Source organism: Sphingomonas sp. UYP23 (assembly GCF_054059235.1).
The window spans coordinates 765,217-783,921 of sequence record NZ_JBSSBX010000001.1; the positions used below are offsets into that span (position 1 = coordinate 765,217).

16 protein-coding genes are annotated in these 18,705 nt (G+C 67.1%); 10 read left to right on the plus strand and 6 right to left on the minus strand.

Annotation, left to right across the window (positions count from 1 at the left end; all coding sequences use genetic code 11):
- Window positions 1-42: 42 nt before the first annotated feature.
- The 3 genes from ACVWYO_RS03965 to ACVWYO_RS03975 all read left to right on the plus strand — a co-directional run bounded on the left by ACVWYO_RS03965 (window position 43) and on the right by ACVWYO_RS03975 (window position 2,202).
- Entirely contained in the window at window positions 43-447 is a 405-nt protein-coding gene (locus ACVWYO_RS03965) for a YraN family protein (RefSeq protein ID WP_457348882.1), read from the plus strand.
- A gap of 67 nt (window positions 448-514) precedes the next feature.
- Window positions 515-1,471 (plus strand): glutathione synthase, encoded by a 957-nt coding sequence (gene gshB / locus ACVWYO_RS03970; RefSeq protein ID WP_457348883.1) that lies wholly within the window; start codon window positions 515-517, stop codon window positions 1,469-1,471.
- 131 nt (window positions 1,472-1,602) lie between these two features.
- Window positions 1,603-2,202, plus strand: a complete 600-nt coding sequence (locus ACVWYO_RS03975) for a DedA family protein (protein WP_457348884.1) — start codon at window positions 1,603-1,605, stop codon at window positions 2,200-2,202.
- Here ACVWYO_RS03975 and ACVWYO_RS03980 read toward each other — a convergent pair.
- Window positions 2,199-3,083 carry a tyrosine recombinase XerC gene (locus tag ACVWYO_RS03980; protein ID WP_457348885.1) on the minus strand — a complete coding sequence of 295 codons (885 nt, stop codon included), beginning with the start codon at window positions 3,081-3,083 and terminating at the stop codon, window positions 2,199-2,201. The genes ACVWYO_RS03975 and ACVWYO_RS03980 overlap by 4 nt on opposite strands.
- A gap of 102 nt (window positions 3,084-3,185) precedes the next feature.
- Here ACVWYO_RS03980 and ACVWYO_RS03985 point away from each other — a divergent pair, with 102 nt between their 5' ends.
- On the plus strand, window positions 3,186-5,363 hold the full coding sequence (locus ACVWYO_RS03985; RefSeq protein WP_457348886.1) for a primosomal protein N': 2,178 nt from the start codon (window positions 3,186-3,188) through the stop codon (window positions 5,361-5,363).
- A 93-nt stretch (window positions 5,364-5,456) separates the two neighbouring features.
- On the plus strand, window positions 5,457-7,001 hold the full coding sequence (locus tag ACVWYO_RS03990; protein WP_457348887.1) for a peptidase MA family metallohydrolase: 1,545 nt from the start codon (window positions 5,457-5,459) through the stop codon (window positions 6,999-7,001).
- A gap of 30 nt (window positions 7,002-7,031) precedes the next feature.
- Here ACVWYO_RS03990 and ACVWYO_RS03995 read toward each other — a convergent pair whose 3' ends face one another.
- Window positions 7,032-7,874: a GAF domain-containing protein gene (locus ACVWYO_RS03995; RefSeq protein ID WP_457348888.1), complete on the minus strand. Its 843-nt coding sequence runs from the start codon at window positions 7,872-7,874 to the stop codon at window positions 7,032-7,034.
- A 266-nt stretch (window positions 7,875-8,140) separates the two neighbouring features.
- Here ACVWYO_RS03995 and ACVWYO_RS04000 point away from each other — a divergent pair, with 266 nt between their 5' ends.
- Complete coding sequence (locus tag ACVWYO_RS04000) at window positions 8,141-9,784, plus strand: S1C family serine protease (protein ID WP_457348889.1); 1,644 nt, start codon at window positions 8,141-8,143, stop codon at window positions 9,782-9,784.
- Here the strand turns inward: ACVWYO_RS04000 and ACVWYO_RS04005 are convergent.
- From ACVWYO_RS04005 to ACVWYO_RS04020, 4 genes are all read right to left on the minus strand, one after another.
- Entirely contained in the window at window positions 9,773-10,252 is a 480-nt protein-coding gene (locus ACVWYO_RS04005; RefSeq protein WP_457348890.1) for a DUF1203 domain-containing protein, read from the minus strand. The genes ACVWYO_RS04000 and ACVWYO_RS04005 overlap by 12 nt on opposite strands.
- The gene (gene ada / locus ACVWYO_RS04010; protein ID WP_457348891.1) at window positions 10,249-11,289 is read right to left on the minus strand and encodes a bifunctional DNA-binding transcriptional regulator/O6-methylguanine-DNA methyltransferase Ada; all 1,041 of its coding nucleotides are present in this window, start codon (window positions 11,287-11,289) and stop codon (window positions 10,249-10,251) included. Before ada ends, ACVWYO_RS04005 begins: the two co-directional genes overlap by 4 nt.
- A gap of 62 nt (window positions 11,290-11,351) precedes the next feature.
- Complete coding sequence (locus ACVWYO_RS04015; RefSeq protein ID WP_457348892.1) at window positions 11,352-12,029, minus strand: dienelactone hydrolase family protein; 678 nt, start codon at window positions 12,027-12,029, stop codon at window positions 11,352-11,354.
- A 69-nt stretch (window positions 12,030-12,098) separates the two neighbouring features.
- On the minus strand, window positions 12,099-13,880 hold the full coding sequence (locus ACVWYO_RS04020; RefSeq protein ID WP_457348893.1) for a methyl-accepting chemotaxis protein: 1,782 nt from the start codon (window positions 13,878-13,880) through the stop codon (window positions 12,099-12,101).
- Window positions 13,881-14,099: 219 nt separating this feature from the next.
- On the opposite strand from ACVWYO_RS04020, the gene ACVWYO_RS04025 reads away from it, so the two are divergent.
- The 4 genes from ACVWYO_RS04025 to atpD all read left to right on the plus strand — a co-directional run bounded on the left by ACVWYO_RS04025 (window position 14,100) and on the right by atpD (window position 18,690).
- Window positions 14,100-14,654: a F0F1 ATP synthase subunit delta gene (locus ACVWYO_RS04025; RefSeq protein ID WP_133186361.1), complete on the plus strand. Its 555-nt coding sequence runs from the start codon at window positions 14,100-14,102 to the stop codon at window positions 14,652-14,654.
- A gap of 3 nt (window positions 14,655-14,657) precedes the next feature.
- Window positions 14,658-16,187, plus strand: a complete 1,530-nt coding sequence (atpA, locus tag ACVWYO_RS04030; RefSeq protein WP_457348894.1) for a F0F1 ATP synthase subunit alpha — start codon at window positions 14,658-14,660, stop codon at window positions 16,185-16,187.
- Between the two features lie 123 nt (window positions 16,188-16,310).
- Window positions 16,311-17,198, plus strand: a complete 888-nt coding sequence (locus ACVWYO_RS04035; RefSeq protein WP_457348895.1) for a F0F1 ATP synthase subunit gamma — start codon at window positions 16,311-16,313, stop codon at window positions 17,196-17,198.
- Window positions 17,199-17,217: 19 nt separating this feature from the next.
- Window positions 17,218-18,690, plus strand: a complete 1,473-nt coding sequence (gene atpD, locus ACVWYO_RS04040) for a F0F1 ATP synthase subunit beta (protein ID WP_133186355.1) — start codon at window positions 17,218-17,220, stop codon at window positions 18,688-18,690.
- The last annotated feature ends 15 nt before the right edge of the window (window positions 18,691-18,705 follow it).

Consider the following 18,705-nt stretch of genomic DNA (forward strand, 5'->3'; position numbering starts at 1 on the left):
CCGTCCCCTTTCGTCTCCCCTTCCTCGAAGGGAGGGGTGGAAATGAGGACTCGTCGCGTCCCCTCCCCTAGCCCCTCCCGCAAGCGGGCGGGGAATGCCAAGCGGCAGGCGGCCGAAGCCTCCGGCCGCCGCGGTGAGCGTCTGGCGGGGTGGTGGCTCCGCCTCAAGGGCTGGCAGATCCTCGCGCGCCGCGTGCGCACCCCCGCGGGCGAAGTCGATCTGATCGCCCGCAAAGGCGCGCTCGTCGCGTTCGTCGAAGTCAAACTGCGCGCGACCGCCGGCGAGCTCGATTTCGCGATCGACGAGCGCCGCCTCGCCCGCGTCGCCGCGGCGGCCGAATATCTCATGCCGACCTATGCCGGCCCCGGTGACGACATCCGCGTCGATGTCATCCTGCTCGCGCCGGGCACGCGGCCACGCCACATCGAGAATGCATGGATCGGGTAGGACGATCGGGTGACAGCGCGCCCATCGCCCCCTATCTGCGCTCACGTCATTTGGACGGAGAATATCGATGAGCCTGACAGTCGCCGTCCAGATGGACCCGATCGCGCATATCAACATCGCGGGCGATTCGACCTTCGCGCTGATGCTTACCGCGCAGCAGCGCGGGCATAAGCTGTTCCACTACAGCGCCGAAGATCTGAACTATTCCAACGGCCGCGTCTGGGCCAAGGCCGATCCCGTCACGGTGCAACGCGTCGTCGGAGATCATTACAGCTTCGGCGATCCCGTCAGCCTTGATCTCGGCGATGAGGCCGACGTCGTGCTGATGCGGCAGGACCCGCCGTTCGACCTCGGCTATATCACAGCGACGCACCTGCTCGAGCGGATCGCGCACAAGACGCTGGTGTTCAACGACCCCGTCTCGGTGCGCAACGCCCCCGAAAAGGTGTTCGTGCTCGATTATCCGCAGTTCATGCCGCCGACGCTCATCACGCGCAGCCTCGACGAAGCGCGCGCGTTCCTCACGCAGCACGGCGAAATCGTGATCAAGCCGCTCCACGGCAATGGCGGCAAGGCGATCTTCAAGGTCGGTGCCGACGGCGCGAACCTGTCGGCTTTGATCGAGGTGTTCAACACGATGTGGCGCGAGCCGCACATGGTGCAGGCCTTTCTCCCCGACGTGGCGAAGGGCGACAAGCGGATCGTGCTGGTCGATGGCGAGGTCGCCGGCGCGATCAACCGCTTGCCCGGCGAAGGCGAGATCCGCTCGAACCTCGCGGTCGGCGGCTCGGCGGTGAAGACCGTGCTGACCGAGAAGGAGCGCGAGATCTGCGCGGTGCTCGGGCCGGAACTCAAGAAGCGCGGGTTGCTGTTCGTCGGGATCGACGTGATCGGCGGCGAGTGGCTGACCGAGATCAACGTCACCTCGCCGACCGGCATCGTCGCGATCGAGCGCTTCGATGGCACCGATGTCGCGGGGCTGATCTGGGATGCGATCGAGCGCAAGGTTGTCGAGCGTGGGTGAGGTAGCCGCTTCCTTCTCCCCTCCCGCTTGCGGGAGGGGCTGGGAGTGGGCGCGCGTTATCAGCGAGCGCTAGCGTTGAAAGCGCGGGCCCACCCCCGCCCCCTCCCGCAAGCGGGAGGGGAGCAAGTTCGATGACCGACTTCATCGTCAACCTCACGGCGTGGGGCGGCTATTTCGGCATTTTCCTGCTGATGGTGCTCGAAAACGTCTTCCCGCCGATCCCGTCCGAAGTGATCATGGGCCTCGGCGGGATCGCGGTCGCACGCGGGCAGATGACGCTCGTCCCGCTGATCGTCGCGGGCACGGTGGGGATGGTCGTCGGCAATTATTTCTGGTACGCGATCGGCTATCGGCTCGGCTATCACCGGCTGCGGCCGTTCGTCGATCGCTATGGCCGCTGGCTGACGCTCGACTGGCAGCATGTCGTCCAGCTCGAGCGCTTCTTCCTGTCACGCGGGCAATGGGTGGTGTTCGTCTTCCGCTTCATGCCCGCATTCCGCACGATGGTCTCGCTTCCGGCCGGGATGGCGCGGATGTCGCACTTGCGCTTCCTGCTGTGGACCGCGGCCGGATCGGCGATCTGGAACACCGGGCTGGCGTTTGCGGGCTATTATCTCGGCGCCAATTTCCGCGAGCTCGATCGGTTCATCGGCCCGGCCGCGATCGCGCTGACGGTGGCGATCATTGGCGGGTATCTGTGGCGGCTGCTGCGCTGGAAACCGCGCGTCTAGGCCCGCGGATGCGCGTTGCGGTAGACGTCGAGCAGGTGCGCCGCATCGACCTGCGTGTAGATTTGCGTCGAACTCAGGCTGGCATGCCCGAGCAGTTCCTGCAGCGCGCGCAGATCGGCGCCGCGCCCGAGCAGATGCGTCGCGAACGAATGCCGCAGCGCATGCGGCGTGGTGCGATCAGGCAGGCCGAGCCGCACCCGCGCGCCCTGCACTGCACGCCGCACCAGCCGGGGGGACAGCGGGCCGCCCTTTGCGCCGCGGAAGATCGGCGCGTCGCGCGCGGTGCCATAGGGGCTGAGCGCGACATAGGCCTCGACCGCGTCGCGCACCTGCGGGAGCAGCGGCACGATCCGCGTCTTGTCGCGCTTGCCCGTCACGCTGAGCGTCGCACCGAGCGGCAGCACCGCGCCGGTCAGCGACAGCGCCTCGGCGACGCGCAGTCCCGCGCCGTAAAGCAGCAGCAGCACCGCAAGATCGCGCGCTCCGATCCACGGTTCGCTGGCGTCGTCCGCCACATCGTCGGCGAGCGCGACCGCCTCGTCGGGTGAGATCGGGCGCGGCACGCCCTTCTTCACGCGAGGACCCTTCAGTCGTGGCGTCGTGCCCTCCCCTGTCGCGAAGGCGAGGAAGCCATGCACCGCCGACAGCTCGCGCGCCGCCGAGGCATTGGTCAGGCCCTCGCCACGGCGTTGCGCGAGGAAGGCGCGCAGGTCTGCGGCGTCGGTGTTGGCAAGCGCGGCGCGGTCGATCGCTTCGCCCCAATGCTGGGAGAGGAAGCCGCATAGCCGTGTCGCCGTCGCCTCATAAGCGCGCACGGTGTGGACCGAACGCCGCCGGTCGCGCGCGAGGTGGTCGGCATAGAGGCGCGGGAGCTCGGACATGGCGGGGGTGTAGCGCAGCGCTTGCCACACGTAAGCCCCTCCCCTTCAGGCGAGGGGCTAAGAAATGGGCAACCCTTTGCACCCGCCCCCGCGACCCGCCATATGCGCTCCATGTCCCGCGCCCGCGTCCTCGTCCTCAATTCCGCGCTCGGCCCGCTCGATTACCGCGTGCCGCACGGCATGAGCGTCGAGCCGGGCTCGGTCGTCGTCGCGCCGCTCGGCCCGCGGCAGTTGCTCGCCGTGGTGTGGGAGCCCGAGCGGATGCCATCCGACGCTGAGGTCGGCGACAACCGGCTGCGCAACCTGGTTGGTGTCGTGCCGGTGCCGCCGCTGGCCGCGCCACTCCGCCGGCTGATCGAATGGACCGCGGATTATTACCTTGCCTCGCCCGCCGCGGTCGTGCGGATGGCATTGTCGTCGACCTCGGCGCTCGAGGGCAGCAAGACGATCACCGAATATCGCGCGACGGGCGAAATCCCCGACCGCCTCACCCCGCAGCGTGAACAGGCGCTCGAGAAGATCGGCAGTTTCCAGGGGCTGATCCGCGAGCTCGCCGCGCTCGGCGAAGTGTCCGATGCGGTGATCCGCGGGCTGGTCAAGGTGGGTGCGCTCGAAGCGATCGAGGTCGATATCGACAGCCCCTTCCCCGCCCCCGATCCCGACCACGCGGCGCCGGCGCTTTCGCCCGACCAGCGCGCCGCCGCGGGCACGCTCGTCGCCGATGTCACCGCGCGCGCGTTCGCGCCGACCTTGCTCGACGGCGTCACCGGCTCGGGCAAGACCGAAGTCTATTTCGAGGCGGTCGCCGCCGCGATCCGCGAAAACCGCCAGTGTCTCGTGCTGCTCCCCGAGATCGCGCTGACCGAGCCTTTCCTCAAGCGCTTCGCCGCGCGTTTCGGCGTCCAGCCGGTCGCGTGGCATTCCGGCCTGCGCCAGTCGCAACGGCGGCGCGCGTGGCGCGGCATCGCCAGCGGGCAGGCGCTGGTCACGGTCGGCGCACGCTCGGCCTTGTTCCTGCCCTACGCCAATCTCGGGCTGATCGTCGTCGACGAGGCGCATGAGACGAGCTTCAAGCAGGAAGAAGGCGTGCATTATCACGCGCGCGACGTCGCGGTGATGCGCGGCAAGTTCGAGGAAATTCCGGTGATCCTGGCGTCTGCCACGCCAGCGATCGAGACGCGCCAGCAGGTCGCGCTCGGCCGTTATGCCGAGGTCAAGCTGCCCGGCCGCTGGGGTGCCGCCGAAATGCCCGCGATCGAGGCGATCGACCTGATCGCCGAGCCGCCCGAACGCGGCCGCTGGATCGCGCCGCGGCTTGTGAAAGCGATGGAAGCGACGCTCGAACGGCGCGAACAATCGCTCCTCTTCCTCAACCGCCGCGGTTACGCGCCGCTGACGCTGTGCCGCACCTGCGGCCACCGCTTTCAATGCCCCAATTGCACCGCGTGGATGGTCGAGCACCGCCTCGTCCGCCGCCTCGCGTGCCACCATTGCGGCCATACCGAGCCGGTCCCGAAGATCTGCCCCGAATGCCATAACGAGGACACACTCGCCGCGGTCGGCCCCGGCGTCGAGCGGATTGCCGACGAAGTGACCGCGCTGTTCCCCACCGCCAAGATCGCGGTCGTTACCTCGGACACGATGTGGTCGCCCGCCAAGGCCGCCGAGTTCGTCGCGCGGATGGAAGCGCACGACATCGACATCGTCGTCGGCACGCAGCTCGTCACCAAGGGCTATCACTTCCCCAACCTCACGCTGGTCGGGGTGATCGATGCCGATCTCGGCCTCGACGGTGGCGATCTGCGCGCAAGCGAGCGGACCTTCCAGCAGATCTGCCAGGTCGCCGGGCGCGCCGGGCGCGGCGCCAAGCCGGGGCACGTCTATATCCAGACGCACAGCCCTGATGCCGCGGTGATGAAGGCGCTGGTCTCGGGCGACACGGAGGCGTTTTACAGCGCCGAGACCGAGCATCGCCGCGAGGCCAATGCGCCACCGTTCGGGCGCTTCGCCGGGATCGTGGTGTCGAGCGAGGACCAGCAGGCCGCGCTCGAGACCGCCCGACTGATCGGCCGCGCCGCGCCGCAGCTCGATGCGATGGAGGTCTACGGCCCCGCCCCCGCCCCGCTCGCGATGCTGCGCGGGCGGCACCGCTTCCGTCTGCTGATCCACGCCAAGCGCGGGCTCGCGGTGCAAGACGTTGTGCGCGACTGGCTTGGTGGTCTCGACTGGCCGAGCAAGGTGCGCGTCGTGGTGGATGTGGACCCGTATAGCTTCGTGTAACCTGGCTTGCCGTGCTCGCAACGGGCCGATACGCTGCTCGGCAATATGTGGCGGGGGCTGAACATGTTGCGTAAATGGGTATTTGCTGCGCTCTTGGCGGCCACGTCCAGCGCGGCCGGTGCTACGTGGCGGACGGCGACCTCGACCAATTTCATCGTCTACACCGAAGGCAGCGAGGCGAACGCGCGCGCCCTGGCAGAGCGGCTCGAAAAGTATGAGGTCGTACTGCGGGTCATATCCGGCACCAAGATGACGCCCAACACGACGCCGATTCGCGTGTTCATGATGCCCACCCAATCCGCGGTGCAAGACACGATGCCGTTCCCGAGCGGCGGTGTTGCGGGCTATTATGACGACGACATTCGCGGATCGTACACCGTGATGCCGCGGACGGGCATCGACGGGGATGACGGCTCGTTCGCGCAGGTCGTGCTGTTCCACGAACTCGCGCACCAGTTCATGTTCCATAACTTTTCCGGCGCGTACCCGACCTGGTACATCGAGGGCTTCGCCGATTTTTATGGGACGACGAAGATCGGCGCGAAGGATGTGACGACCGTCGGGATCCCGCTGGAAAACCGCTACAAGTCGCTGAACGACAACGCCTGGATACCGATCTCGCAAGTCCTCTCCGCCCGCCGCTACAGCGATGTGACCGACGTCTATCTGCTCTATGCCGAAGGCTGGCTGCTCGTTCATTATCTGTCGACGACGCAAAAGCGGCCCGGCCAGCTGACCGCTTATCTCAAGGCGATCAACGACGGCAGCAGCTTCGAGGCCGCGGCGACCAAGGCGTTCGGCAACGTCGCGGCGCTCGATGCGGAACTGCGCGACTATGCGGCAGTGCGAAACCACCAGGTGCTCGACCTGCCGTTCAAAAAGCTCGATCCCGGCCCCATCACGACGCAGACCTTGAGCGCCGCGCAAAGCGCGATGGTCCCGTTTCAAATCCGGTTGAGCGCGGGTGTCCCGGCCGCCGGTTTCGCCGATTTCGAACAACGGCTTGCCAGTATCGTGGCATCTTATCCTGACGATCCTTCGGCGCTCGCGGTGCTGACCGATGCGCAAATGCTCGTCCAGCATCACGATGCGGCGCGCGCCACCGTCGCGCATTGGATGAAGATCGCGCCGCAGGATCCGCGGGCGCTGATGTTCCAGGGAATGCTCGATATCGAGGGACTGCGCGTCGCCAAGGTCGCCGATCCGGCCCGCTGGACCGCGGCCCGCCAGTCGATCCTCGCCGCCAACCGGCTTTCGCCGCACACGCCCCGCATCCTCAAGGCCTATTACGAGAGCTTCACCGCACAAGGCGTTCTGCCACCTGCGGGGGCGCAGAACGGCTTGCTCGCAGCATTCGAAACGATGCCGGAGAACGCCGAATTACGCCGGATGGTGGCGTCGGATTTCGAAGCCCGCGACATGCTGGGCGATGCCATCGATACGATTCGGCCGCTGGCCTTCAGGACGCGCGCGAGCGGTGAGCAGAGCGCGAAGGACAAGGCGCGCGACGACAAGATGTCGCTCAAATATCGGCTTGCCGGCGCCGGCGCTAAGGACGAGAGCGCGCGCGAGATGCTCGAGCGACTCGAAAAGAAGCAGGCTTCGCCGGCGAAATCGGAAAAGCCGGAAAAAAGCTGACTCTCATACCGTCGGCATCGCAGCGAGCCGTCACGGCGCGGTGATCGAGGCCTCGTCCCGCCGGGCTCCCCGCGGCTTGGCGACGTTGCGAATCTGGTCGTTCATCCGCGCCAACAGGACCGGATCGATTTCGCCTTGAAATTTCAGGCCCGCCCTGTCGCCATATGCCCAGGCCACGGTCGATGCGACCACCATGTTGCGGATCGTCAGGATCACCGCACCCGCCTCGCCCAATTGGGACGGCAGCCCTCGGATCATCGCACCGTGGGCCGAGATGTCGGTGACGTCCACCGGTGTCGGCGGGACGCCATAGCCGCTCACCATCCCGCCCAAGACAACACCGTAACGCTGCGCAACGCGCCGTTCGCCGCGCGCCACGCGGCGATCGATTTCGGCCATCACGAAATGCGCCAGCGTTTCCAATTGCCGTCGCTCGCGCACGCGAAAATCCGCGCGTGGCGTTGAATCGATCAGGCAGACGGTGCCGATATTGAAGCCGCCCCGTGTGGTCAGCGGCGCGCCGGCATAAAAGCGGATATTGGGCGCGCGGACCACCAGCGCATTGGCGCTGAAGCGCGGGTCGAGCGTCGCATCGGCGACGACCATCGGCGCATCGCGCAGGATCGTACGCGTGCAGAACGCATGCTCGCGCCGCGTCTCGGCAAAGGCTATTCCCAATCGCGCCTTGAACCATTGCCGCTCGGCATCGACGAACGACAGCGCGCTCGATTCGACGCCGAACATGCTTTGCGCAAGCCGCACCACGTCGTTGAACACCGGCTCTGGCGGGGTATCGAGAATCGCATAGCGCGTCAGTTCGGCGAGCCGCAGCGGCTCGTTGTCGGGATCGGGATAGGGCCGGTCTAAAAGCATCGCGGACCGTGGAGCACCTCTCTATCGCCTGGACAGTATCGGTTTCCCCGCGGGCGTATCTTCGGGATATCTACAGTACCGCCCAGGCGCGCCGGTCGCAGGACCGCCTTCTCCTGTATAGACGGCTAACCATGCCGCTCGCGCCGTTAGGTATTTTCCACGCAGTGCGGGCGTGGCCGACCGGCCAACCGTTGCGCGCCTCGGCTGACCCCACCGAAGACACTTTCCCCTGTTCCCCACGGCGCGATCCTGCCAGAATCCCAGCCATGCCAACATCAATCCCGCCGTCCGCCCTGCCGATCGACGCTCGCCCGGCATGGGCGACGCTGATGATCGGCGTGCTCGCGCGGTGCTGGGTCGTCACGCTCGCTACGCTCGGCCTGGCCCTCTTCGCCGCGCCCCCCGCGCGCGCCGACGACATCTCTGCCACTGCGCGCGGCGTGGTGCGCGTGGTGACGATCGCGATCGTCGACGATGAGGTCGTCGGCTTCGGCCACGGCAGTGGATTTGCCGTGGCGCCCAACCGGATCGTCACCAACGCGCATGTCGTCGAATTGCTGTCGCGCTATCCCGGCAATGTCGTGATCGGCATCGTGCCTTCGGAGGGCTCGAAAAGCTATCAGGGCAAGGTCATCGCGCTCGACACCGCACACGACCTCGCGCTGATCGAATTCACCGGCAAGCCGATCCCGACCACCGCGATCTATACCGGGCCGGTCGATGAAGGCAGCCTGGTCACCGCGCTCGGCTATCCCGGCAATGTCGACATGGCGACCGCGAAATCGGCGGTCGATTACATCCACCCGCTCTCGCCGATCCGCTCCGAGGGCGTGTTTTCGGGGCGGCGGCAGATGTCGGGCACCGCGGTGATGCTCCACACTGCGCAGATCGCGCGCGGCAATTCGGGCGGCCCGTTGCTCGATCCGTGCGGGCGCGTGATCGGCGTCAATTCGGCGATCACGCGCGGCGAGGAAGGCGATTCGAGTTTCGGCTTCGCGATCGCCAATAGCGAGCTCACCGCGTTTCTGATCCGCGCCAAGCAAAGCTATGCCGCGGTCGGCACGCCGTGCACCAGCATCGCTGATATCGACAAGGTCGATGCGCAAGCCGAAGCCAAGGCCGCCGCGCTTGCCGACAGTGCGCGGCGCGATGCCGCAGGCAAGGCGCTGGTGGCGCGCGACGCCGCGTGGATTGCAGCGCGCGACGCCGCCGACCGCCACCGCGAGAACGTGATGGCGATCGCCACCCTGCTGCTCGTGCTCGGCGCGATGGCGATCGGCGCGGGCGGGCTGCTCGATGCGCAGGCGCTGCGGCGCGGGGCGATCTGGGCGTGGGGGATCGGCGCGTTGATGATGGTGGGGGCGGTCGTGCTGTTCCTGCTGCGTCCGACCGAAACGCCGATGCTCGCCACACCTACGGAAACCGCAAAGATTGACCCGCCCGTCGCGCCGATGTCGTCGCGCGCGCCGCTCGGCAAGCTGGTGTGCCGTTTCGTGCCCGAGCGCAGCCGCGTCGTCTCGTCGGCGACGACCGACACGACGATCGACTGGGGCCAGGCCGGGTGCATGAACGGCCGAACGCAATATGCCGAGAATGGCAGCAAATGGGACCGCATCCTCGTCCCCGCGCAGGAGCAGACGGTGTCGGTGCTGCAGTTCGATCCGGCGACGCGCAGCTATGTCACGACGCGCTACTTCCTCGGCGCCGACCAGATGGACGAGCTGCGCAAGATCCGGTCGCAGGTCACACTGAAGGCCTGTTCCCCCGACGAAGCCGGGCGCGCCAATCTCGCCTCGCAACAGGCGGCGATCCGCACAAGCCTGCCGGCGCGGCCGAACGAGAAGATCGTCTATCAGTGCGAAGCGGCGCCCGCCGGGGCTATGGCCAGCCCGACGCCGTCAGGCGGCTGAGCCGCGGTCGATCCGCGCGGCGAAGCAGCCCGGCTTGGCATTGTGTGCGTGGAGATAGGCGATGGCGGGGTCGGCGAAGAGGCGCTCGATCGCGGGCACCAGGTCACTGCCCTCGATCACGTCGGCGTCGCGCATCATGCCTGCGGCATCGAAGGCGCGCAGCGACAACAGCCGGATCGACAATAGCTGCGGCACGCGGTCGGCATAGTGCGCGACCTGCGTTTCGCCTTCGCGCACGAAGATCGCGTGGCGTGCGCGGTACGGCGTATCGACCGGCAGATGCTCGTAATTGAGCAGCAAAACCGTTTCGCCGACCGCGAGATCCTCGAGCGAGACGCGGCACGGGAAACCTGGACTGGCATCGACCGTCATCCGCAGCGCGCCGTGCCCGCGCAGCGCCGCATCGGACAAACCGTAGAGCGGGACGAACGGCGCGGGGTCGATCCCGCGAATGACGAAGCCGGTCATTCCACGCCCTCGCGGTCGCGCAGCGCGACCTTGCGGTCGATCCCATAGGCGTAGCCGCCGAGCGTCCCGTCGCTGCGCTGCGCGCGGTGGCATGGCACGACGATCGACACCGGATTGGCGCCGCACGCGCTCCCGGCCGCGCGGACCGCCTTGGGGTTGCCCGCGGCGGCGGCCAGGTCGGAATAGCTGCGCGTCTCGCCCAAGGGGATTTCGCGAAGTGCTTGCCAGATCGCCTCCTGGAAAGCCGTACCGCGGACGTCGAGCGGCAGATCCTGGTCGCGCTCGGGAGATTCGACACTCGCGACGACGCGTGCGGCAAGATCGGCGAGTGCTGCGTCGCCCGGAACGATCTCGGCCTGCGGGAAGCGCGCGCGAAGGGCCGCTTCATCCTCGTCGAACGATACGCGGCACAAACCCTTGTCGGTCGCCGCGACGAGCATCGCACCGAGCGAGGTCTCGGCGAGGATCCAGCGGATCGTCACCCCCTCGCCGCCGTGCTGCCACGCGCTCGGACTCATCCCGAGCCGCTTGGCGCCGCCTTCGTAGAAGCGGCTCGGCGCCGAATAGCCGGCCTCGTACAGGGCCGCGGTCACCGTCCTTTCCTCGGTCAGCGCACGCGCGGCGCGGCCCGCCATCAAGCCGCGCGCATAAGCGGCGGGCGTCACGCCGGTGGCGCGTTTGAACAGGCGGTGGAAGTGATGCGGCGCATAGCCGACCTGCGCGGCGATCGTATCGAGCGCGACCAGTTCGTCGGCCGCCTCGATCAGCGCGATCGCCCGCGCCACCGCGATCCGGTCGCGGCCGACCTCATCGGGGGTGCAGCGCAGGCACGCGCGGAACCCGGCCACGCGGGCTTCCTCCGGCGTGCGATAGAAATCCATATTCTCGCGCTTGGGGCGGCGGGCCGGGCAGCTCGGCTTGCAATAGATGCCGGTGGTCTTCACCGCGCCAACGAAGCGGCCATCGGAATGCCGGTCGCGCGCCTCGAAGGCGCGCCAGGCGGCGTCTGGGTCGAGCGGGAGGCGCGTCGTGGTCATGCGAGCTTTGTAGCCGCAGGACCACGCCGCGCCATCCCGGCGCTTGCGCTCAAAGCGCAGCGTCAGCCTGCGTTGGCGGCGAACAGCTCGAGCGTGCGCGCCCTGGCGAGCTTGGCGCTCTCGGCGTCATAGGCTTCGCGGCGGTCCGAATTGAAGCCGTGGCCCGCTTCGTAGACATAGACCGTTGCGTTCGGCCACGCCTTGGCGATGACCTTCTCGACGCCGTCCATCGGGATGCCCTGATCCTCGCGGCCGAAATGGAGAATGACGGGAACCTTGGGCTCCTCGTCGGCGGCGGCGGGCACCATGCTGCCATAATAGGCCGAGGCCGCCGCGACATTGTGCATCCGCGTCGCCGCGAACCACGCGACCGAACCGCCATAGCAATAGCCGACAACGAACACCGGCCCGTCCTTGGCGAGCGTGTCGACACAGGTTTGCACATCGGCGAGGCTCAGGTCGAACGGGTGGAGCTCGCGCGCGAGCTTGATGCCCTGCGCCATGCCCTCGGCGTCGTGATCGGCCTCGAAGCCGGGATGCTCGCGATCGAAGATCGCGGGCGCGAGCACTTCATAGCCGTCGGCGGCATATGCGTCGCACAGCGCGCGGATATGCGGGGTGACGCCGAAAATCTCCTGGACCAGCACCAGCCCGCCCTTGCGCGCGCCGCTCGGCTGCGCGTGATAGACGCCGATCGCGGCGCCGTCGGACATCGTCATCTGCTGCATCTGGCCGGTCATTTCACTCTCCGTCACTGTCGCCCCCGCGACCGCGCCGCTAGCAACATTGCGGCGTGCACGGAAGCGCGATCAGGCGGCGCGGACGTCGGCCATCAGCTGGTTGATCTGCCCGCGCAGCCGCTCGACGCTGCCCGCGACATCCTCGGCGGTGCGCGTCACGTCGTCCGACGTCTGGCGCGAGCGTTCGGCGCGTTCGCGCAGCGTCTGCATGTTGGCGGCGGCATCGGCAGTACCGTCCTCGACCTCGGCGATGGCATAGGCGATCGCCTGCGTCATTCCGCGCTGCTGGTCGACCGCGTGCGCGACATTGGCCGACGACTGGTCGAGTTCCGCAACCAGCCCGTCGACCGATTCGATCGTGGCGAGCACAGTGTCGCTCGCGGTGCGCACCGCAGCGAGCCGGGCCTCGATCCGCCCCGCTGCGGTCTGCGTCTGGCGCGCGAGCCCCTTCACTTCCTCGGCGACGACCGCGAAGCCGCGCCCCGCCTCGCCCGCGCGCGCCGCCTCGATCGTCGCGTTGAGCGCGAGCAGATTGGTCTGTCCGGCGACCGCCGCGATCATGTCGAGCACCGCGGCGATCTCCGCCACGAGCGCGCCCATCGATTCGGCATGCCCCCGCCCCTCGAGCGTGCGCGCGCGCGCCGTCGCGACGCCCGCGCGCGATTCGTTCGCGGCGCGACTGATCTGTTCGATCGCACCGGCAAGCGCACTCGCCGATTGCGCGATCGTGCGCGCGTTGTTCGCGCTCTGCTCGGTCAGCGCGGCGGTCGCCATCGCGTGCTTCTCGGTCGTCCCCGCCTCGCTCGACATCGCCGCAGCGGTCTCGCGCAAGGCCGGCCCGGTCGAAGCGAGTTGGCGCACCGAAAGCCCGGCCGCGCGTTCGAACACTTCGAACAGCGAATCGAGATACGCGGCGCGCTTGGCGCGTGCGACATCCTCGCGCCGCTCGCTGGCGTAAAGCGCATCGGCGGTGTGGCGGGCTTCCTCGCTCAGCCGGCGCGCCTCGGCCGAGCGTTCCCGCGCATAGGCAAGCGCACGCGCGATGTCGCCAATTTCGTCGCTGCGGTCGAGCGCAGGGATCGGCGCGTCGGCACGCTCGAGCGTTATGTCGCGCGTGGCCTCGGCGATCAGTGCGAGCGGCCGTTCAACGCGCAGGCTCAGCATCCGCATCCCCCAGAATGCGACGAGCACCGCCACCACGGTCACGAAGGCGACGAGCAGATAGACCTCGACGAACCCGGTATCGAGCGCAGCGCTTTCGCGCGTCGCATCGGCGCGCAGATCGGTCATCAAGGTGGTGGTCGAGGCGGTCAACGGATCGATCGCGGCGTAGAGCGGCCCGCTGACGAAGAAATCGAGCTGGTCGAGCCGCCGGGCGCGGAGCAGGTCGAGCAGACGGTCGAGCGCGGCATCGGCCTCGTGCCGCGCCGCCGCGACCTGCGCGACCTGGCCCGCCCGCCGCATATCGAATCCGTGCTGGGTGAACGCCGCCCAGTTCGTTGCGATCTCGGCGCGCGTCGCCTGGATCGTTGCGATCGCGCCGGTCGCCGAGAGATTGCCGCTGCGCACCTTGTGCGCGGTAAGCAATGCGGTTGCGTAGCTGGCGTTGACGCGCTGCAACTCGCCGATCGGATAGAAGCGATCGACCACCAGCACGCTGACGCGGTGGCTTGTCGCCAGGGTCGTGCCGATCAGGGCGAGCGCAAGCAGCGCCTGAATCGCCAGCAAGCTGCCGACGATGCGCCGCAACTGCATCCGCAGATTGCGCCCGCCGGCATCCCAGCGCGCCGCAATACGATCGATCCAGAAGCGAAACAGCGAGACATGCGGAGCGGAAGCGATTCGTTTCATGTCCGACATTATTGTCGGAAAGCTCACAACCAATGGTTAAGCCAATATTACAGTTGCGTGAAAGACGCGCCTTCTTGAGGCGATAGGGCCGCTTTGTGCGCATGGCTTGCAAGCGACCCGAGCCGATGCTAACCGCTCGCCATCCCATCTGAAGGCGCATTCCCCAGCGCCCTCTTTTTGCATGGGGCCACCAATCGTGCCCAAGAGGACCTCAATCGCGTGGAAGCATCCGGCGGTATTCAAGCAAGCTTAAGCGGCCGCTATGCCACCGCTTTGTTCGAGCTCGCGCGTGACACCAAATCGATCGACGCCGTCGAGGCGAGCCTCGGCCGCGTCCGCGCTGCGATCGCGCAGTCGAGCGAGTTCGCGCAGCTGATCGGCAGTCCGGTCGTTTCGCGCCAGCAGGCGGCCAAGGCCGTCGCGTCCGCCGCCGAGATGATCGACGTCGACGACACCACCGCGAAATTCCTCGGCGTGCTCGCCGACAACCGCCGGCTGTCGCAGCTCCCCGCGATCATCCGCGCCTTCCGCGACCTGGCCGCGCGCCACCGCGGCGAGACGACCGCCGAAGTGACTTCGGCGCATCCGCTCACCGAGGAGCAGGTCGAAGCGCTCAAGCAGCAGCTGCGCACCCGCATCGGCACCGATGTCTCGGTCGATCTCTCGGTCGACCCCACCCTCCTCGGCGGTCTGGTCGTCCAGATCGGCTCGCAGCGGATCGACAGCTCGATTCGCACTCGTCTCAATGCTCTCGCGCACGCGATGAAAGGTTAAGTCATGGATATCCGCGCCGCAGAAATCTCGAAGGTCATCAAGGACCAGATCGCCAATTTCGGCACCGAAGCGCAGGTTTCGGAAACCGGCCAGGTGCTCAGCGTCGGTGACGGCATCGCGCGCATCTTCGGGCTCGACAACGTCCAGGCGGGCGAGATGGTCGAATTCTCGAACGGCGTGCAGGGCATGGCGCTCAACCTCGAGGCCGACAATGTCGGCGTCGTGATCTTCGGGTCGGACTCGCAGATCAAGGAAGGTGACGTCGTCAAGCGCACCGGCACGATCGTCGACGTCCCCGTTGGCAAGGCGCTGCTCGGCCGCGTGGTCGACGGCCTCGGCAACCCGATCGACGGCAAGGGCCCGATCGAGACGACGCAGCGTAGCCGCGTCGAAGTCAAGGCACCGGGCATCATCCCGCGCACCTCGGTCAACGAACCCGTCCAGACCGGCCTCAAGGCAATCGACGCGCTCGTTCCCGTCGGCCGTGGCCAGCGCGAGCTGATCATCGGCGACCGCCAGACCGGCAAGTCGGCGGTCGCGATCGACACCTTCATCAACCAGAAGGCAGCGCATCAGGGCGACGACGAGTCGAAGAAGCTCTATTGCATCTACGTCGCGGTCGGCCAGAAGCGCTCGACCGTCGCACAGCTCGTCCGCACGCTGACCGAGCAGGGCGCGATGGACTATTCGATCGTCGTCGCGGCGACCGCGTCGGACCCTGCCCCGCTGCAGTTCCTCGCGCCGTACACCGGTTGCGCGATGGGCGAATATTTCCGCGACAACGGCATGCATGCCGTGATCGTCTATGACGATCTGTCGAAGCAGGCCGTCGCCTACCGCCAGATGTCGCTGCTGCTGCGCCGCCCGCCGGGCCGCGAAGCCTATCCCGGCGACGTGTTCTATCTCCATAGCCGCCTGCTCGAGCGCGCGGCAAAGATGAACGACGCCAACGGGGGCGGCTCGCTCACCGCGCTGCCGATCATCGAGACGCAGGCGGGCGACGTGTCGGCCTACATCCCGACCAACGTGATCTCGATCACCGACGGCCAGATCTTCCTCGAGACCGACCTGTTCTTCGCGGGCATCCGCCCGGCGATCAACGTCGGCCTGTCGGTGTCGCGCGTCGGCTCGGCCGCCCAGACCAAGGCGATGAAGAAGGTCTCGGGCTCGATCAAGCTCGAGCTCGCACAGTATCGCGAAATGGCGGCGTTCGCGCAGTTCGGCTCGGATCTCGACGCCTCGACGCAGAAGCTGCTCAACCGCGGTGCGCGCCTGACCGAGCTGCTCAAGCAGGCGCAGTTCGCGCCGATGCCGTTCGAAGAGCAGACCGTGTCGATCTTCGCTGGCACGAACGGCTTCCTCGACACCGTGCCGGTCAACGCCGTCGTCCGCTACGAGCAGGCGATGCTCGCCGAGATGCGCAGCAGCTACGCCGATCTCCTGACCGACATCCGCGACAAGCGCGACCTGTCGAAGGAGACGACCGAGGCGCTGAAGACCGCGCTCGGTGCGTTTTCGAAGACGTTTGCGTAACGGACGATCGGGTTAAACCGTCATCCCCGCGCAGGCGGGGATCCATAATCTCGAAAGCCCCTTATTTCGAAGTTGGGGAAAATGGATTCCCGCCTTCGCGGGAATGACGAACAGGGAACTAGAATGGCCTCGCTTAAAGCCCTCAAGATCCGCATCGGCTCGGTGAAGTCGACGCAGAAGATCACCAAGGCGATGAAGATGGTCGCCGCCGCCAAGCTGCGCCGTGCGCAGGAAGCGGCGATCGCGGCGCGTCCCTACGCCTTGCGCCTCGAGCAGGTGATGGCGAGCCTCGCATCGAAGGTGACCGTCAGCGAATCGAGCCCCAAGCTGCTCGCCGGCACCGGCAAGGACCAGGTCCATCTGCTGGTCATCGCGACCTCGGAGCGCGGCCTCGCAGGCGCGTTCAACTCGAACATCGTCCGTGCGGCCCGCCGCAAGGCCGAAGAGCTCGAGCGCGCCGGCAAGACGGTGAAGTTCTACATCGCCGGCAAGAAGGGCCGCGTGATCAAGCGTTTCTTCCCGACGCAGATCCTCACCGATCACGAGATGAGCCACATCAAGACCGTCGCCTTCGTCGATGCCAAGGCGATCACCGACGATCTGATCGCACGCTACGAAGCCGGCGAGTTCGACGTCGCGCATCTGTTCTACGCCCGCTTCCAGTCGGCGCTGGTGCAGGAGCCGGTCGGCCGCCAGATCATTCCGGTCGCGCTGCCGTCGGCCGCGAACGACGTTGCCGCATCGTCGGCGACCGCCGCAGTCGAATATGAGCCCGACGAGGAATCGATCCTCGCCGAGCTGCTGCCGCGCAACATCGCGATCCAGATCTTCGGCGCATTGCTCGAAAACGCCGCGTCGGAGCAGGGCAGCCGCATGACCGCGATGGACAATGCGACGCGCAATGCCGGCGACATGATCAATCGCCTGACGATCCAGTACAACCGCAGCCGCCAGGCCGCGATCACCACCGAGCTGGTGGAAATCATCTCCGGCGCCGAAGCGCTCAAGTAGTCGATACGAGGAAAGCATCATGGCAACCGCCCCAGACACACTCGCCCCGGCGCTTACGAACAGCGTTGGCCGTATCAGCCAGGTCATCGGCGCCGTCGTCGACGTGACCTTCGAGCAGGATCGCCTCCCCGCGATTCTCAACGCGCTCGAGACGTCGAACAACGGCAACCGCCTCGTGCTCGAAGTCGCGCAGCATCTCGGTGAGAACACCGTCCGCACGATCGCGATGGACTCGACCGAGGGTCTGACCCGCGGCCAGGAAGTCACCGACACCGGCTCGCAGATCCGCGTCCCCGTCGGCCCGCAGACGCTCGGCCGCATCCTCAACGTCATCGGCGAGCCGATCGACGAGCGCGGCCCGGTCGGCCACACCGAGACGATGCCGATCCACGCCCCGGCCCCCCTCTTCGTCGATCAGTCGACCGAGAGCGCGATTCTGGTCACCGGCATCAAGGTCATCGATCTGCTCGCGCCGTATGCAAAGGGCGGCAAGATCGGCCTGTTCGGCGGCGCCGGCGTCGGCAAGACCGTGCTCATTCAGGAACTGATCAACAACATCGCCAAGGGGCATGGCGGCACCTCGGTGTTCGCCGGCGTCGGCGAGCGTACCCGCGAGGGGAACGATCTGTACCACGAGTTCCTCGACGCAGGCGTCATCGCCAAGGATGCCGACGGCAACCCGACCCCCGAAGGTTCGAAGGTCGCGCTCGTGTTCGGCCAGATGAACGAGCCGCCAGGCGCGCGTGCCCGCGTCGCGCTCTCGGGCCTGACGATCGCCGAATATTTCCGCGATGTCGAAGGCCAGGACGTTCTGTTCTTCGTCGACAACATCTTCCGCTTCACCCAGGCGGGTTCGGAAGTGTCGGCACTGCTCGGTCGTATTCCGTCGGCCGTGGGCTATCAGCCGACGCTGTCGACCGACATGGGCGCGCTGCAAGAGCGCATCACGTCCACGAACAAGGGCTCGATCACCTCGGTGCAGGCGATCTACGTTCCGGCCGACGATCTTACCGATCCGGCGCCGGCAACCTCGTTCGCCCATCTGGACGCGACGACCAACCTCAACCGCGCGATTTCGGAGCTGGGCATCTACCCGGCGGTCGATCCGCTCGACTCGACCAGCCGCGTGCTGACCCCGGCGATCGTCGGCCAGGAGCATTACGACACCGCCCGCCGCGTCCAGGAGACGCTGCAGCGCTACAAGTCGCTGCAGGACATCATCGCGATTCTGGGCATGGACGAGCTGTCGGAAGAAGATAAGTCGACCGTTTCGCGCGCTCGCAAGATCCAGCGCTTCCTCAGCCAGCCGTTCCACGTCGCAGAGGTCTTCACCGGCATCAGCGGCAAGTTCGTCCAGGTCGAAGACACCGTGAAGTCGTTCAAGGCCGTGGTCGACGGCGAGTACGATCACCTGCCCGAGAGCGCCTTCTACATGGTCGGCGGCATCGACGAAGTGATCGCCAAGGCCGAGAAGATGGCCAAGGAAGCCTAATCCTATGCAAGCCCC